The sequence below is a fragment of the Pseudomonas sp. NCIMB 10586 genome (assembly GCF_023127895.1).
Lineage (GTDB): Bacteria > Pseudomonadota > Gammaproteobacteria > Pseudomonadales > Pseudomonadaceae > Aquipseudomonas > Aquipseudomonas synxantha_A.
Genome location: NZ_SPKQ01000007.1, coordinates 291,476 through 307,032 on the forward strand (window position 1 = coordinate 291,476; position 15,557 = coordinate 307,032).

At 60.7% G+C, this 15,557-nt stretch carries 16 protein-coding genes; 9 read left to right on the forward strand and 7 right to left on the reverse strand.

Annotated elements, in window-relative coordinates; all coding sequences use genetic code 11:
- Position 1: 1 nt before the first annotated feature.
- Positions 2 to 1,210: a bifunctional phosphopantothenoylcysteine decarboxylase/phosphopantothenate--cysteine ligase CoaBC gene (coaBC, locus tag E4P01_RS03425; RefSeq protein WP_216090482.1), complete on the reverse strand. Its 1,209-nt coding sequence runs from the start codon at positions 1,208 to 1,210 to the stop codon at positions 2 to 4.
- 143 nt (positions 1,211 to 1,353) lie between these two features.
- On the opposite strand from coaBC, the gene radC reads away from it, so the two are divergent.
- Positions 1,354 to 2,028: a DNA repair protein RadC gene (radC, locus tag E4P01_RS03430; RefSeq protein WP_216090481.1), complete on the forward strand. Its 675-nt coding sequence runs from the start codon at positions 1,354 to 1,356 to the stop codon at positions 2,026 to 2,028.
- A gap of 57 nt (positions 2,029 to 2,085) precedes the next feature.
- Here the strand turns inward: radC and E4P01_RS03435 are convergent, their stop codons facing one another.
- On the reverse strand, positions 2,086 to 3,678 hold the full coding sequence (locus E4P01_RS03435; protein ID WP_032878722.1) for an ABC transporter substrate-binding protein: 1,593 nt from the start codon (positions 3,676 to 3,678) through the stop codon (positions 2,086 to 2,088).
- Positions 3,679 to 4,136: 458 nt separating this feature from the next.
- On the opposite strand from E4P01_RS03435, the gene rpmB reads away from it, so the two are divergent.
- Together rpmB and rpmG are read left to right on the forward strand one after the other, a co-directional pair.
- Positions 4,137 to 4,370, forward strand: coding sequence for a 50S ribosomal protein L28 (gene rpmB / locus E4P01_RS03440; protein WP_003176907.1), 234 nt, complete (start codon positions 4,137 to 4,139; stop codon positions 4,368 to 4,370).
- Positions 4,371 to 4,381: 11 nt separating this feature from the next.
- On the forward strand, positions 4,382 to 4,537 hold the full coding sequence (gene rpmG / locus E4P01_RS03445; protein ID WP_003176906.1) for a 50S ribosomal protein L33: 156 nt from the start codon (positions 4,382 to 4,384) through the stop codon (positions 4,535 to 4,537).
- A gap of 71 nt (positions 4,538 to 4,608) precedes the next feature.
- Here the strand turns inward: rpmG and E4P01_RS03450 are convergent, their stop codons facing one another.
- On the reverse strand, positions 4,609 to 4,971 hold the full coding sequence (locus tag E4P01_RS03450) for a cupin domain-containing protein (protein ID WP_032878723.1): 363 nt from the start codon (positions 4,969 to 4,971) through the stop codon (positions 4,609 to 4,611).
- 230 nt (positions 4,972 to 5,201) lie between these two features.
- Here E4P01_RS03450 and E4P01_RS03455 point away from each other — a divergent pair, with 230 nt between their 5' ends.
- Positions 5,202 to 6,695: an aldehyde dehydrogenase gene (locus E4P01_RS03455; protein ID WP_032878725.1), complete on the forward strand. Its 1,494-nt coding sequence runs from the start codon at positions 5,202 to 5,204 to the stop codon at positions 6,693 to 6,695.
- A 150-nt stretch (positions 6,696 to 6,845) separates the two neighbouring features.
- The gene (locus E4P01_RS03460; RefSeq protein WP_216090480.1) at positions 6,846 to 7,988 is read left to right on the forward strand and encodes an MFS transporter; all 1,143 of its coding nucleotides are present in this window, start codon (positions 6,846 to 6,848) and stop codon (positions 7,986 to 7,988) included.
- An 11-nt stretch (positions 7,989 to 7,999) separates the two neighbouring features.
- Here E4P01_RS03460 and E4P01_RS03465 read toward each other — a convergent pair whose 3' ends face one another.
- Both E4P01_RS03465 and E4P01_RS03470 read right to left on the reverse strand, forming a co-directional pair.
- On the reverse strand, positions 8,000 to 9,568 hold the full coding sequence (locus tag E4P01_RS03465) for a phospholipase D family protein (RefSeq protein WP_081883358.1): 1,569 nt from the start codon (positions 9,566 to 9,568) through the stop codon (positions 8,000 to 8,002).
- 62 nt (positions 9,569 to 9,630) lie between these two features.
- Positions 9,631 to 11,055, reverse strand: a complete 1,425-nt coding sequence (locus E4P01_RS03470; RefSeq protein ID WP_103734160.1) for a PLP-dependent aminotransferase family protein — start codon at positions 11,053 to 11,055, stop codon at positions 9,631 to 9,633.
- Between the two features lie 166 nt (positions 11,056 to 11,221).
- Here E4P01_RS03470 and E4P01_RS03475 point away from each other — a divergent pair, with 166 nt between their 5' ends.
- Entirely contained in the window at positions 11,222 to 11,446 is a 225-nt protein-coding gene (locus E4P01_RS03475) for a DUF1127 domain-containing protein (RefSeq protein ID WP_078822630.1), read from the forward strand.
- On the opposite strand, the gene E4P01_RS03480 is transcribed toward E4P01_RS03475, so the two are convergent.
- Positions 11,447 to 12,739, reverse strand: a complete 1,293-nt coding sequence (locus E4P01_RS03480) for an FAD-binding oxidoreductase (protein WP_216090479.1) — start codon at positions 12,737 to 12,739, stop codon at positions 11,447 to 11,449.
- A 115-nt stretch (positions 12,740 to 12,854) separates the two neighbouring features.
- Here E4P01_RS03480 and E4P01_RS03485 point away from each other — a divergent pair, with 115 nt between their 5' ends.
- Positions 12,855 to 13,208 (forward strand): YkgJ family cysteine cluster protein, encoded by a 354-nt coding sequence (locus E4P01_RS03485; RefSeq protein ID WP_005792472.1) that lies wholly within the window; start codon positions 12,855 to 12,857, stop codon positions 13,206 to 13,208.
- A gap of 5 nt (positions 13,209 to 13,213) precedes the next feature.
- On the opposite strand, the gene E4P01_RS03490 is transcribed toward E4P01_RS03485, so the two are convergent.
- Complete coding sequence (locus E4P01_RS03490; RefSeq protein ID WP_003176896.1) at positions 13,214 to 13,702, reverse strand: Lrp/AsnC ligand binding domain-containing protein; 489 nt, start codon at positions 13,700 to 13,702, stop codon at positions 13,214 to 13,216.
- Positions 13,703 to 13,858: 156 nt separating this feature from the next.
- On the opposite strand from E4P01_RS03490, the gene dadA reads away from it, so the two are divergent.
- Both dadA and E4P01_RS03500 read left to right on the forward strand, forming a co-directional pair.
- Entirely contained in the window at positions 13,859 to 15,160 is a 1,302-nt protein-coding gene (dadA, locus tag E4P01_RS03495; protein ID WP_103734162.1) for a D-amino acid dehydrogenase, read from the forward strand.
- On the forward strand, positions 15,132 to 15,485 hold the full coding sequence (locus E4P01_RS03500) for a RidA family protein (RefSeq protein WP_005792470.1): 354 nt from the start codon (positions 15,132 to 15,134) through the stop codon (positions 15,483 to 15,485). The genes dadA and E4P01_RS03500 overlap by 29 nt, the downstream gene beginning before the upstream one ends.
- Positions 15,486 to 15,557: the final 72 nt, after the last annotated feature.

Genomic DNA, 15,557 nt, shown 5'->3' on the forward strand with positions numbered 1-15,557 from the left:
ATTAAACCTGGTTCAGCCGTTGGGCGATAAAAGAGATCAGTTGGCGGGCAATCTTGCCCTTGCTGGTCTGGGCGAAAAGGGTGGCGTGCAGCTCGCGGTCGATCACGCTGCAGGCATTTTCCTCGCTGTTGAAGCCGATGCTCGGGTTGGCGACATCATTGGCAACGATCAAGTCGAGGTTTTTGTCTTTCAGTTTGCGCGCGGCGTAGTCCAGAAGGTGCTCGGTCTCGGCAGCGAAACCGACACTGAACGGACGGTCCGGACGGGTGGCGATGGTGGCCAGGATGTCCGGGTTGCGCACCATTTGCAGGAGCAGGCCGTCACCGTTTGTAGGGTCTTTCTTGAGCTTTTGCGGGGCTACGACTTCAGGGCGGTAATCCGCCACCGCTGCCGAGGCGATGAACAGGTCACAGGGAATGGCGGCTTCACAGGCCGCCAGCATGTCCCGGGCGCTGACTACGTCGATTCGAGTGACGCGGTCAGGGGTCGGCAAATGCACGGGACCTGTGATCAGGGTCACCCGTGCGCCTGCCTCGACCGCAGCTTCTGCCAACGCAAAGCCCATTTTTCCTGAGCTATGGTTGGTGATGTAGCGCACCGGGTCGATGTTTTCCTGGGTCGGGCCTGCGGTGATCAGCACGTGCTTGCCGGTCAGGGCCAGGTGCTGGAAGCACTCGGCGGCGCATAGCGCAAGGTCGGTGGCTTCGAGCATCCGGCCCATGCCGACGTCGCCACAGGCCTGGCTGCCGGATGCGGGGCCAAACACCTTGAGGCCGCGGCTTTGCAGGAGTTGGGTATTGGCTTGGGTGGCCGGGTCGCGCCACATGGCCTGGTTCATGGCCGGGGCGATCGCGACGGTGGCGTCGGTGGCCAATACCAGGGTGGTCAGCAGGTCATCGGCGATGCCCTGGGCCAGGCGGGCGATCAGGTCGGCGGTGGCCGGGGCGATCAGCACCAGGTCGGCCCATTTGGCCAGTTCGATATGGCCCATGGCGGCTTCGGCCGCCGGGTCCAGCAGGTCGAGGTGAACCGGGTGGCCGGACAGGGCCTGCATGGTCAACGGGGTGATGAACTCACTGCCACCACGGGTCATGACCACGCGCACTTCCGCGCCCTGGTCCAGGAGCCTGCGAACCAACTCTGCGCTCTTGTAGGCGGCAATGCCGCCGCCGACGCCGAGAACGATGCGTTTCCGATACAGACGCTGCATTGGTTTGCCTTTCCAGTTCAGTGATGCCAGTTCAGTGACGCCTGCGATGACCCCTCCCCAGGTGAAATCGCATGCAAAAAAGAGGGCCTACGATAACACAGCGTCTGCCGCGCAACAGCGCAGCAGATACAGACGGAGGTGGGATGAGTATTCGTGATTGGCCCGTGGCGGAGCGTCCACGGGAGAAGCTGTTGGAAGGTGGCGCGGCGAGCCTGTCCGATGCCGAATTGTTGGCGATCTTCCTGCGTACTGGCGTTTCCGGTCGAAGTGCGGTGGATCTGGCGCGTGATCTGCTGGTGCAGTTTGGCGGCCTGCGCCCGCTGTTGGAGGCCAGCCAGGCGCTGTTCAGCCAGCATATGGGGCTGGGGCCGGCGAAGTTCGCCCAATTGCAGGCGGTGCTGGAAATGTCCCGGCGCCATCTGGCCGAACGCTTGCGCGACGACTCGGTAGTGGAGAGCCCGCTGGCTGTGCGTCAATACCTCAAGGCGCTGTTGCGCCATGAGCCTCATGAGATATTCGGCTGTCTGTTCCTGGACTCAAAGCATCGTGTACTGGGGTTCGAGGCGTTGTTTCAGGGCACCATCGACACTGCGATTGTTTACCCGCGGCAGGTGGTCAAGCGTGCCTTGGCTCATAACGCGGCAGCGGTGATTTTGTGCCACAACCATCCCTCCGGGAATGCGGAGCCCAGTGCATCTGATCGCAGATTGACCAAAATGCTGCAAAAGGCGTTGGAAGTGGTGGATGTGCGGGTGCTGGATCACATCATTGTGGGAGATGGTGATCCGCTGTCGATGGCTGAATACGGATGGGTATAGCCACCTCTGTTCCTGTAGGAGCGAACAAGCTCGTTCCTACAGGGAAGGGGTTGCGCCCTAGGGCTTGAGGCTGATTTTCGAATAATCCTGGCGGCCGAACGGGCTTACCTGGTAACCCTCGACATTCTTGCGCGTCAATGCAAACGCCGTCGGGTGCGCCAGCGGCAGCCACAGCGCCTGCTGCTGGATCTGCGCCTGGGCCTGCTGGTACAGCTTGGTGCGTACGCCTTGCTCGCTGGTGGTCTTGCCGGCACTGATCAACTTATCCAGAGCGGGGTCGCAGTAGCGGGCGAAGTTGGTGCCGGATTTCAGCGCTGCGCAGGAAAACTGCGGGGTCAGGAAGTTGTCCGGGTCGCCGTTGTCGCCGGCCCAGCCCATGAACAGCAAGTCGTGCTCGCCGGCCTTGGCACGGCGAATCAATTCGCCCCATTCGATCACACGAATTTCAGCCTGGATGCCAACCTTGGCCAGGTCGGCCTGTAGCAGTTGGGCGCCGAGGTTCGGGTTGGGGTTCAGCAGGCTGCCGGTAGGGCGCGTCCATATTGTGGTCTTGAAACCGTCCTTGAGCCCGGCACGTTCCAGCAGCGCCTTGGCCTTGGCCAGATCCTGTGGGTAGCCTGGCAAATCCTTGGCATAGCTCCAGGTATTGGGCGGGTACACACCGTTGGCTGCTTCGGCGGTGCCCTCGAAGACGGCCTTGAGGTAGCTACTCTTGTCAAAGGCCAGGTTGATCGCCTGGCGTACTTCGGGTTTGTCCAGCGGTGGGTGCTGGCTGTTGATGGCGACGAAAGCGGTCATGAAGGCAGCGGTTTTTTCCACCTTCAGCGCCGGGTCTTTTTCGGCTTCGCCTACATCCAGGGGCTTGGGCGACAGGGCAATCTGACATTCGTTGCGATGCAGTTTCTGCAACCGTACGTTGGCGTCCGGGGTGATGGCAAAGATCAAGTTATCCACAGCCGGTTTGCCCGCGAAATAGTCCGGGTTGGCCTTGTAGCGCACCACGGCATCTTTCTGGAAGCGCATGAATACGAACGGGCCGGTGCCGATGGGCTGACTGTTGAGTTTCTCAGGCGTGCCGGCCTTGAGTAGTTTGTCGGCATATTCAGCCGGGTAGATCGAGGCAAAGCCCATGCTCAACGCCGGGAGAAAGGTGGAGTCGGCGTGGTCGAGGGTGAAACGCACCGTCAGCGGATCGAGGGCATCGATCTTCTTGACCAGTGCCGGCAATTGCAGGGACTGGGCGTGGGGGAAGCCGCTCTGGGCGATCTTGTGCCACGGGTTGGCCGGATCGAGCATGCGCTCGAAGCTGAAGCGCACGTCTTCGGCGGTCAGCGTGCGGCTTGGGCTGAAATAATCGGTACGGTGAAATTTCACGCCCGGGTGCAGCTTGAAGGTGTAGGTCAGACCATCGGGGGAAACTTCCCAGCTGTCTGCCAGGCTCGGTACCAGCTTGCCGCTGGCCGCATCAAAGTCCACCAGGCGGTTCATCAGCACGTCCGCCGAGGCGTTGGTGGTGGTCAGCGAGTTGTACTGCACCACATCGAACCCTTCGGGGCTGGCCTCGGTGCAGACGCTCAAGTTGGTGGCTGCAACGGCCATCGGTGCGATAAAGAAGGGGGCAAGCAGTAGTGGTAGGGCAGCGAGGCGCATATTCGGTTTCCTGTGCAGATCGAAGGCCCATCTGCGAGTGCAGTCTGGAAAAAGACTACCGTAGAGGTCTGATTGATAAATGACTAGCCCATTTTTGCCTGTGCTTTTGGCCAAAATGCTGTTTTGATGGCGCCTCAGCGCGTTTCGCCGTGCACTTCTCTGTGCCTGCGAGCGCTGTAAATCATTCTGTGCGACGAGCGGTCGGCTGTTACAGCGGCCCCTCCTGGCAGCGGTTCGGGCGTCCGGCACCAAGATTTACGCTGGTAAAAACACACGGGCTGTTGTTGCACTGGGGTCTTTCTGGTATAAAGCAGCGCTCTTTTCTAGGGGCCCGGTTCCTTCGCTTGTAGGTGTAGCCGGTAAGACCCTAAAGAAACGCGGCGCCTGGCGCCAAATGACTGAGAGATTAAGCGGCCAACCCATGCCGGGTTGGGCATGTGGTTTTAGAGGGCTGAGGCATGTCGAGAGTCTGTCAAGTTACCGGTAAGGGTCCGGTGACTGGGAATAACATTTCCCACGCAAATAACAAAACCCGTCGTCGTTTCCTGCCGAACCTGCAGCATCACCGCTTCTGGGTTGAAGAAGAGAAACGTTTTGTTCGCCTGCGTGTATCTGCCAAAGGCATGCGTATTATCGACAAGCGTGGCATCACTGTCGTGCTGGCCGAAATCCGCGCCGCTGGCAAGATCTAAGGAGCTCTATCATGCGTGAATTGATTCGAATGATCTCTAGCGCCGGTACTGGTCACTTCTACACTACCGACAAGAACAAGCGTACTACCCCGGACAAGCTCGAAAAGAAAATGTTCGACCCGCGCGTTCGCAAGCACGTGATCTACAAAGAAGGCAAAATCAAGTAATTGATTTTCTTCCTTGTGAAAAAAAGCCCGTATCTCACGATGCGGGCTTTTTTTTGCCTGGGATTTGCTGATCAGGCTTTCTGCTCGAACACCACGTAGATCTTGCGGCACGCTTCCAGCACTTCCCAGGTGCCCTTGAAGCCAGCGGGGATCACGAAGCGGTCGCCGGCGCGCAAGGTCTTGGCGTTGCCTTCGGCGTCACGCAGTACGGAAACCCCCTGCACAATCTCGCAGTATTCATGCTCGGTATAGCTGACCGTCCACTGCCCGACCTCACCTTCCCATACCCCTGCATTCATCTGGCCGCACGGGCTGTTGTAGTGGTTGTAGATCGTTTGCTCGGGATCGCCCTTGAGGATTTTTTCTGCGGCAGGGCGGTAGCGTTCGGGGGCCGTGTTGGCTTGGCTGAAGTCGACGATATCCTGGATGCTCATGTGCGTGTCCCGTCTGGCCTGCGGTTGGAGAGCCCAAAGTCTATGTTTATTAAAATGAACATCGCAAGGGCGTTTACCGCCGTTATGTCAAATATATTGAAACATCCCCAGCCGCTGGTTTAGGGTGGCAGCTGCCTTGCGCCGAACAGCTGGCTGGCGGGCAAGAATTCTTTGAGGCTGCCGGGGGGACACCCGCCTGGCCCTCTATTCAATAAGAGGAGGACACTCGCATGACCACCCTGACCCGTGCCGACTGGGAACAACGCGCCAAGGATCTGAAGATCGAAGGCCGCGCCTACATCAATGGCGAATACACCGCCGCCGTTTCCGGTGACACCTTCGAATGCATCAGCCCGGTCGACGGTCGTCTGCTGGCCACTGTCGCCAGCTGTGACGCGGCTGACGCCCAGCGCGCCGTGGAAAACGCCCGCGCCACCTTCAATTCCGGCGTCTGGTCGCGCCTGGCGCCGGCCAAGCGCAAAGCCACCATGATCCGTTTCGCCGCGCTGCTCAAGGCCAATGCCGAAGAGTTGGCACTGCTTGAAACCCTGGACATGGGCAAGCCGATCAGCGACTCCCTGAACATCGACGTTCCCGGTGCGGCAAATGCCCTGAGCTGGAGCGGTGAGGCAATCGACAAGATCTACGACGAAGTCGCGGCCACCCCTCATGATCAACTGGGCCTGGTGACCCGCGAGCCAGTCGGCGTGGTCGGCGCCATCGTGCCGTGGAACTTCCCATTGATGATGGCCTGCTGGAAACTCGGCCCGGCGTTGTCCACCGGTAACTCGGTGATCCTCAAACCGTCCGAAAAATCCCCGCTGACCGCCATCCGTATCGCCGCCCTGGCCGTCGAAGCCGGCATTCCAAAAGGCGTGTTCAACGTATTGCCAGGCTATGGCCACACGGTGGGTAACGCCCTGGCGGTGCATATGGACGTGGATACGTTGGTGTTCACTGGCTCCACCAAGATCGCCAAGCAACTGCTGATCCGCTCCGGCGAATCGAACATGAAGCGCGTGTGGCTGGAAGCGGGCGGCAAGAGCCCTAATATTGTGTTTGCCGATGCGCCGGATCTGCAAGCCGCCGCAGAATCTGCGGCCAGTGCCATCGCCTTCAACCAGGGTGAAGTCTGCACTGCCGGTTCGCGCCTGCTCGTGGAGCGTTCCATCAAGGACACCTTCCTGCCGCTGGTGATCGAGGCGCTCAAAGGCTGGAAGCCGGGCAACCCACTGGACCCAGCCACCAACGTGGGTGCGCTGGTGGATACGCAGCAGATGAACAACGTGCTGTCCTACATTGAGTCCGGTCATGCCGACGGTGCCAAACTGGTCGCTGGCGGTAAGCGCACACTGGAAGAAACCGGTGGCACCTACGTCGAGCCAACTATTTTCGATGGCGTGACCAATGCCATGAAGATCGCTCAGGAAGAGATCTTTGGCCCGGTCCTGTCGGTGCTCACTTTCGACAGCGCCGAAGAAGCCATCGCCATTGCCAACGACACCCAATACGGCCTGGCCGCAGCGGTATGGACGGCGGATATCTCCAAGGCGCACCTGACGGCCAAGGCCCTGCGTGCCGGCAGCGTCTGGGTTAACCAGTACGACGGCGGCGACATGACCGCACCGTTTGGTGGTTTCAAGCAGTCGGGTAATGGCCGCGACAAGTCGCTGCATGCGTTCGACAAGTACACCGAGCTGAAGGCGACCTGGATCAAACTCTAAGCAGCACTGCAGGCCAAACGTGGGAGGGGGCTTGCCCCCGATAGCTGGGTGTCAGCCACTGCATGTGGTGACTGGCCCACCGTTATCGGGAGCAAGCCCCCTCCCACACTGTTTTGTGCGACCCCGTAAATTATCCACAGGAGCGTGGCAATGCGTTGGGCGACTTATTTCGCCGTGCTGGCATCGGTACTCAGCGTTGGCCTGGCCTTGGGCGTGAGTATGCCGTTGGTATCCATGCGTCTTGAAGGCTGGGGCTACGGCAGCTTCGCCATTGGCGTGATGGCGGCGATGCCGGCATTCGGCGTATTGCTGGGTGCCAAGGTCTCCAGCCGAATGGCGTCCTGGCTCGGCACTGCCAACCTGATGCGCCTGTGCCTGTGGGCCGGGGCGCTGTCTATCGGTTTGCTGGCGATCCTGCCCAGCTACCCGGTGTGGCTGGTGCTGCGGTTGATGATCGGGGTGATCCTGACCATCGTATTTATCCTGGGTGAAAGCTGGATCAACCAACTGGTGATCGAGCAGTGGCGCGGCCGCCTGGTGGCGCTGTATGGCTGCACTTATGCCTTGAGCCAGCTGTCGGGACCCTTGCTGCTGGGCCTGATGGGCACCGATCATGATTACGGGTTCTGGGTGGGCGTCGGCCTTTTGGTAGTGGCGCCGCTGCTGTTGCTGGGGCGATCCGGGGCGCCGACGGCTGATGCGTTCAGCGTCACGTTCAGCGAGCTGTGGCGCTTTTGCCTGAGCTTGCCGGCGATTGCCTGGGCGGTGGCGTTATTCGCCGCATTCGAAGCGATGATTCTGACGCTGTTGCCGGTGTACTGCCTGCAACAGGGCTTCACTGCCGAGATTGCCTTGGCGATGGTCAGCACAGTGGTCGTGGGTGATGCGCTGCTGCAATTGCCCATTGGCGCCCTGGCCGATTACTTGCCGCGCCGCACGTTGTTCCTGGGGTGTGCGCTGCTGTTGCTGGCGTCGAGCCTGGCGGTGCCGTTGTTGATGCACACACTGCTGATCTGGCCGGTGTGGGTGCTGTTCGGCGCCAGCGCGGGTGGGTTGTTTACCCTGTCGCTGATTTTGATTGGCGAGCGCTACCGTGATGATGCGTTGGTGCGTGCCAACGCCCACGTGGCGCAGCTGTGGGGCATTGGCTGCCTGATCGGGCCGCTGGTGGCGGGTGCGGGCAGCCAATGGGTCAGCGGTCATGCACTGCCATTGCTGATGGCGGCGGGGGCGTTGGGGCTGGTGGTGCTGTTGCTGCGCCAAGGGGCGTTTGGAGCAGCGCAGCCTGCCTGAACTTCTTTGGCTTAAAGCATACGTTCCAGGCCAACTGACGTGGCGAACCAAGCATTGAAACGGCGCCACCAACTGCCGGGCTCGCGGGTCAGGGTGTGCAATTGCCCGTTGTCCTCGGTGACCCACACCACATTGCCATCCTGCAATTTCGCCTCGTAGCTCAGCGTCGGCGCCATACCTTCCAGCGCCAGGTTGCGCACATGCTCCGCCAGTTCAGGGCTGTCCACCAGCACGCCGACTTCGGTGTTCCACAGCACCGAGCGCGGGTCGAAATTGAACGAGCCGATAAATGACTTCTCGCGATCGAAGATCATTGCCTTGCTGTGCAGGCTCGAATCGGAGCCGTAGAGGCTGCCTCGACGAAACAGGTGCGGGCCACTGCTGGCACTGGGGTCGCCTGGTTGTCGGCGCAGCTCATAAAGTTTGACCCCATGCTCCAGCAGTGCCTTGCGATAGGGCGCGTAACCGCCGTGCACGGCCGGTACGTCAGTGGCTTCAAGGGAATTGGTCAGCAGGCTCACTGACACCCCTGCGTCGGCCCGACCTGTCAGGTACACCAGCCCGGGCGACCCCGGAACGAAGTACGCCGAAATCATGATCAGTTCACGGCTGACCCCTTCCAGCTCCGGGGCCAGTTGGGTGGTGAGCAGCAACTGCGGGTCCGGATCAGCCTTGGCCAGCACCTTGCTCGGTGCGTCCCACAGCGCCTGATTCCAGGCCCAGATCAGCTCACGGCGCCAGATGTCCATACGTGGTCGGGTCTGGTAGGTACGCAGGCGGTTATACAGGGCGTGGTTCTGCTGACGCGATTGCGCCAATGAAGCTTCCAGGCGCCCGCGGGCGACGGCCAGATCGATTTTGGAGGGCATCTTCGAGACAAACTCATCAATAGGTTTGCTCAGTGCGCTGTTCCAGTACTGATCGAAACTGTGACCCAGTTGCTCTGCCACCGGTCCGACGCTGAGCATGTCGATATCGGTGAAGTTCAGGTTGGGCTCGGCGTCGAAATATTCGTCCCCCAGATTGCGCCCGCCCACAATGGCCACGCTGTTATCCGCCAGCCACAGTTTGTTGTGCATGCGCCGATGTTGCAGCGACAGGTTGAATACACGGCCCATGGCGCGTGTAACGCCGGTGCTGCGGCCCAAATGCAGGGGGTTGAACAGGCGAATTTCGATTTTGGGGTGGGCGGCGAGGGTGGCGATGATTTGGTCGAGGCCGTCGCTGGTGGTGTCGTCCAGCAGGATGCGCACACGCACACCGCGGTCGGCGGCCTTGAGCAGTTCGTCCACAAGCATACGCGTGCTGATGCCGTCGTGAACGATGTAGTACTGCAAATCGAGGCTGGATTGGGCGTTGCGGATCAGCTCGGCGCGAGCCATGAAGGCTTCACTGCTGTTGGGCAGCAAGCGAAAACCCGAGCGCCCTTGGTGCGGCGCCGCCTGGGCCTGGATCGAGCGACCGAACGAGGAGCCGTTCGCCGGCAGGGCATCGCTGGGAATACGCGGTGTGTCGACCGTGGCGCAGCCGCCCAGGGCCAAGGTGCCCAACAGCAAAAACGGTAATAGCCGTCGAATTATCAAGGGAGCTGCTTCCAGGTCAGGGCGGTTATCGATATATGACGGCCTTTTCCGGCGAAAGGTCAGTGCAGCGTCTCTGCCAGCATCTTGAGCGCGGCGGCGCCGACCTTGCGCACTGCTTCTTCAATCTGTGGGGTTGGCTTGGCGGCATAGTTCATACGCAGGCAGTTACGGTATTTGCCGGAGGCAGAAAAGATGCTGCCTACGGCCACTTGCACGCCTTGTTCCACCAACACGCGATTGAGCTTCAAGGTGTCGAAGCCCTCCGGCAGTTCGATCCACAGCAGGAAGCTGCCTTGGGGCCGACTGGCGCGCGTGCCTGCCGGGAAGTAGCGGCTCACCCAGTCGAGCATCAAGTCGCGATTGCGCTGGTATTGCGTGCGCATCCGGCGCAAATGCGGTTCGAAATGGCCGTTTTTGAGAAATTCGGCAATCGCAATCTGCGGCTGGGTGGCGGTAGAGCCGGTGCTGATGTATTTCATGTGCAACACCCGGTCCAGGTAGCGCCCCGGCGCGACCCAGCCAATACGTAGCCCGGGTGCCAGGGTTTTCGAGAATGAGCTGCAGAGCAGCACGCGGCCATCGTCATCGAAGGATTTAATGGTGCGCGGGCGTGGGTAGCTGTAGGCCAGTTCGCCATACACATCGTCTTCGATGATTGCCACGTCATAGCGCTGCGCGAGTGTCAGCAGTGCGCGTTTGCGCGCCTCCGGCATGATGTAGCCCAACGGGTTGTTGCAGTTGGGTGTGAGCTGGATGACTTTGATCGGCCACTGTTCCAGCGCCAGTTCCAGCGCTTCCAGGCTAATGCCGGTGATTGGGTCGGTGGGGATTTCCAGGGCTTTCATGCCCAGGCCCTTGAGGGTCTGCATGGCGCCGTGGAAGCTGGGCGAGTCCACCGCAACAATATCGCCGGGCTCGCAGATCGCCCGGATGCTGGCCGACAGCGCCTCATGGCAGCCGGTGGTGATCACAATGTCTTCAGCGGTCAGTTGGCAGCCGGAGTCCAGCGACAGTCGAGCGATTTGCTCGCGCAATTCCATACAGCCAAGGATGTTGTCGTAATACAGGCCCGGCAGATCCTGGCGACGACTCACCCGCGCCAGGCTGCGCAGCAAAGGTTTCAGGGTGGGTGACAATACATCTGGCATACCACGGCCCATCTGTATGACGTCTTTGCGGGGTACCGCGCGAATCAGCTCAAGCACCTGGTCCCACTGGGAGATCTCTACCGGCCGTTGGGCCGGGCGGCCTACCTCGGGCAGGGCCGGCAGCTCGCGACCGGCGGGTACAAAGTAACCGGACTTGGGCTTGGGCATTGCCAGGCCGTTGTCTTCCAGCAACCGATAGGCCTGCTGCACGGTACTCAGGCTGACCCCGTGCTCCACGCTCAAGGCTCGCACCGAGGGCAAGCGATCGCCGGGGCGATAGAAGCCTTGTTCGATGCGAGTGCCGAGCAATTCAGCGAGGTTGACGTAAAGGGTCATGGCGGCCGCTCCTGATAGACCAGTACAGATAGAGTGAAAATACAGGATTCAGCCATCCATAGGCAGTATCTGTATGGATTTAATAAAAACAGGCTGGATCTGTAATGGTTTTGCCCGTGCCCCCATCCTAGTCACTCAAGGCAACAAGCCAACGAGGGGCAGCAAAATGAACGGCATGAGCGATGTGCGGCTGGCGCTACACAGCCAAGAACTGGAAGCAGGGCAGCAGCGGGCAACGACTGCGCCTGTCGGCAGCCGCTGGAGCCTGTTCTGGCACCGTCGTCACACGCGCAAGGCGTTGCTTACGCTGACCCGCGAGCAGCTGCTGGACGTGGGTTTGACCGCTGAACAGGCGCGCCAGGAAGGCCTGAAGCCGTTCTGGCGCAGTTGATCACACCAGTTCTTTGAGGCGGTGCCAGAGCATCCCCAGCGCCAGCAGCGGTGAACGCAAGTGTTTGCCACCGGGGAAGGTGATGTGCGGCACCTGAGCGAACAGGTCGAAACGCCCCTGCTGCTGGCCGCTGATGGCTTCGCCGAGCAACCTGCCCGCAAGGTGTGTGGCATTCAGGCCATGACCCGCGTAAGCCTGGGCGTAATACACATTGGGTTGATCCGCCAACCGGCCGATCTGCGGCAGGCGGTTGGCGCCGATGCCGATCATGCCGCCCCATTGGTAGTCGATCTTCACGTCGGCCAGTTGCGGGAATACCTGCAACATTTTCGGTCGCATATAGGCGCCGATATCCTTGGGGTCGCGTCCGGAATAGTGGCAGGCGCCGCCGAACAACAGGCGGCGGTCGGCGGACAGGCGGAAGTAGTCCACCGTCACGCGCTGGTCACACACGGCCATGTTCTGCGGCAGCAGGCGGGTCGCTTGGGCTTCACTCAAGGGCTCGGTGGCGATGATGTAGCTGCCGGCCGGTAGGACCTTGCCACTCAACTGCGGGTTGAGCCCATTCAGGTAGGCGTTGCAGCACAGCACCAGGGTCTTGGCACGTACGTGGCCCTGGGCGGTGTGCACCTTGACTTCGGGGCCGTAGTCGATGCGCGTCACTTCAGACTGCTCGAACAACTTCACGCCCAACTGCTGCGCGGCGGCCGCCTCGCCCAGCGCCAGGTTCAGTGGGTGCAGGTGACCAGAGCCCATGTCGATCATGCCACCCACATAGCGCTCGGAGCCGATCACGCTGCTCATCTGGCTGGCTTGCAGCAGGCGTACCTCGTGGCGGTAGCCCAGGCTGCGCAGTTCTTCGGCATCTTGCGCCAGGCCCTGCAAATCACGGGGTTTGTTGGCCAGGTCGCAGTAGCCCCAGGTCAGGTCGCAGGGGATCTGGAAGCGTTCTACGCGGTCACGCACGATCTCCACGGCTTCCAGCCCCATCAGCTTCATCTGGCGCACGCCGTCACTGCCGATCACGGACGCGAACTGATCCAGCCCGTGGCCGACGCCGCGAATCAACTGGCCGCCATTACGCCCGCTGGCGCCCCAGCCAACCCTGCGCGCTTCCAGCACCACCACGCTGAAGCCGCGCTCGGCCAGCTCCAAAGCCGTGTTGAGCCCGGAATACCCCGCGCCAATCACGCATACATCGGCGCGCAGCTCGCCTGTCAACGCCGGGTACTCGGGGTGCGGCACGCTGCTGGCGGCGTAGTAGGACGCGGTATGCCGGGCGCTGGCGGTCATGGGGAGCCTCCCTGTTTGGAAAATTTGACGCAGGATACAGCGGTCCGATGAAGCTGTCTGCGCGCTGCGTTTTGCGTCAGAATCCACGCCTATTCGCCGTTGGGTATGTGTATCGATGAGTTGCAACAGTCAGAAAGTCAGCGCGCTGCGCAGACAGATTCCTTCATTTGAATGTGTTCCGGGTTGCCATGACTGCTGTGGGCCGGTGACCACTTCGCCTGAGGAAATGTCGCGCCTGCCACGCAAGACGGCCGCCGAGCAGGAGGCCGCCATGGATGAGCTGAACTGCGTGCACCTGGGGCCCCATGGGTGCACGGTGTATGACGAGCGGCCACTGATCTGTCGCCTGTTCGGCACCACCAAGACCTTGCCATGCCCCAATGGGCGCCGACCGGTTGAGCTGATTCATCCGCGGGTCGAGAAGCAGATCCATGAGTATATGGCGAGTACCCGGCAAGTGCTGGTCTGACTGAGTCAATCGGGGATCGGCAGGTTCAGGCTCTCCTTCACCTCTTCCATCACGATATAGCTCTTGGATTCGCGCACATGGGGCAACTTGAGCAGGATATCGCCCAGGAGTTTGCGGTACGAAGCCATCTCCGAGATACGCGCTTTCACCAGGTAGTCGAAGTCCCCTGATACCAAGTGGCACTCCAGCACATGAGGCAGTTTCAGCACGGCGCGGCGAAATTCCTCAAAGGTGTCGCCAGACTTGTAATCCAGGCTGATCTCGACAAATACCAGCAGGCTGCCTTTCAAATGCTGCGGGTTGAGCCGCGCGTTGTAGCCCATGATGATCCCTTCGCGCTCCAGGCGCCGCACCCGCTCGGTACAGGGAGTGGTGGACAGCCCGACCTTTTCCCCCAGCTCTGTGAACGAAATGCGCCCGTCGGTTTGCAGGATGCGCAGGATATTGCGGTCGATCTTGTCCAGCTCCCGCTTGGTCTGGGTGTTGGTACGCATAGGGGATACGCCTCTGTGAAAAGGGTTTTTGCCAAGAATTGTCGCCAAATATAGGCATTTATATAGTGAAATGCACTGGTGATTGTTTTTTACACTGCGTCCATCATTGCTCGAATAACACACGTCAGCGGCTAAGCCCGTGATGAGGATATAAAAATGCGCGTTCTGGTCTTGGGTAGCGGTGTCATTGGGGTGACCAGTGCCTACTATTTGGCGCGGGCCGGCTTCGATGTCGTGGTGGTCGACCGTCAGCCTGCCGCTGCCATGGAAACCAGTTTCGCCAACGCCGGCCAGGTGTCCCCTGGCTACGCCTCGCCATGGGCCGCGCCGGGTGTGCCGCTCAAGGCTATCAAGTGGTTGCTGCAGCGCCACGCGCCGCTGGCGATCAAGGCAACCGCCGATATCGATCAATACCTGTGGATGGCGCAGATGCTGCGCAACTGCACGGCCAGCCGCTATGCTGTGAACAAGGAGCGCATGGTGCGCCTGTCCGAGTACAGCCGCGACTGCCTAGACGAATTGCGTGCCGAGACCGGCATTGCCTACGAAGGCCGCAGCCTCGGTACGACCCAGCTGTTCCGCACCCAGGCCCAACTTGACGGTGCCGCCAAGGATATCGCGGTGTTGAAAGAGTCCGGCGTGCCGTTCGAACTGCTTGATCGCGCCGGTATTGCCCGTGTTGAACCGGCCCTGGCCAGCGTTACGGATATCCTCGCCGGTGCTTTGCGGCTGCCGAATGACCAGACGGGCGACTGCCAGATGTTCACCACGCGCCTGGCCGAGATGTGCAAGCAGTTGGGTGTGGAGTTCCGTTTCGAGCAGGACATCCAGCGCCTCGATTACGCCGGTGATCGCATTAACGGTGTGTGGATCGACGGCAAGCTGGAAACCGCCGACCGCTATGTACTGGCCCTCGGCAGCTACTCGCCGAAGCTGCTCAAGCCCCTGGGGATCAAGGCACCGGTTTACCCGCTCAAGGGCTACTCGCTGACCGTGCCGATCACCAACCCGGCAATGGCGCCCACCTCGACCATTCTCGATGAGACCTACAAGGTCGCGATCACCCGTTTCGACAACCGTATTCGTGTCGGCGGCATGGCTGAAATAGCCGGTTTTGACCTGTCGCTGAATCCACGTCGACGTGAAACCCTGGAGATGATCGTCAACGACCTTTATCCTCAGGGCGGCGATTTGGCCCAAGCCAGTTTCTGGACCGGTCTGCGTCCGACCACACCCGACGGCACGCCGATTGTCGGTGCCACCCCATTCAAGAACCTGTTCCTGAATACCGGTCACGGCACGCTCGGCTGGACCATGGCCTGTGGCTCTGGCCGCTTGCTGGCCGACCTGATGGCAAAGAAAACGCCGCAGATCAGCGCCGCCGGCCTCGATATTTCCCGTTATGGCAATCACCAGGAGTCTGCACAACATGTCAATCCAGCGCCAGCTCACCAATGAGCGCATGAGCCAGATCGTGGTTCACAGCGGTACCGTGTATCTGGCCGGGCAAGTCGGCGACGACCTGAGTGCCGGGATTGAACAGCAGACCCGTGAAACCCTGGTCAATATCGAGCGTTTACTGGACCTGGCCGGTACCGACAAGTCCAGGTTGCTGTCGGTGACCATCTACCTGAAGGATATTGACGCCGACTTCGCCGGCATGAACGCGGTGTGGGACAAGTGGCTGCCCAAAGGCGTCGCTCCGGCCCGTGCCACGGTTGAAGCCAAATTGTGCGAGCCGCAAATCCTGGTAGAGCTGTCCGTCGTGGCGGCGCTGCCTTAGCAACGATCCCTCTCCCGGCGCCGACGTTGTTGGTCGGCACCGGTTTTTCTTCACCTTGCTGCCTAGAAGCCT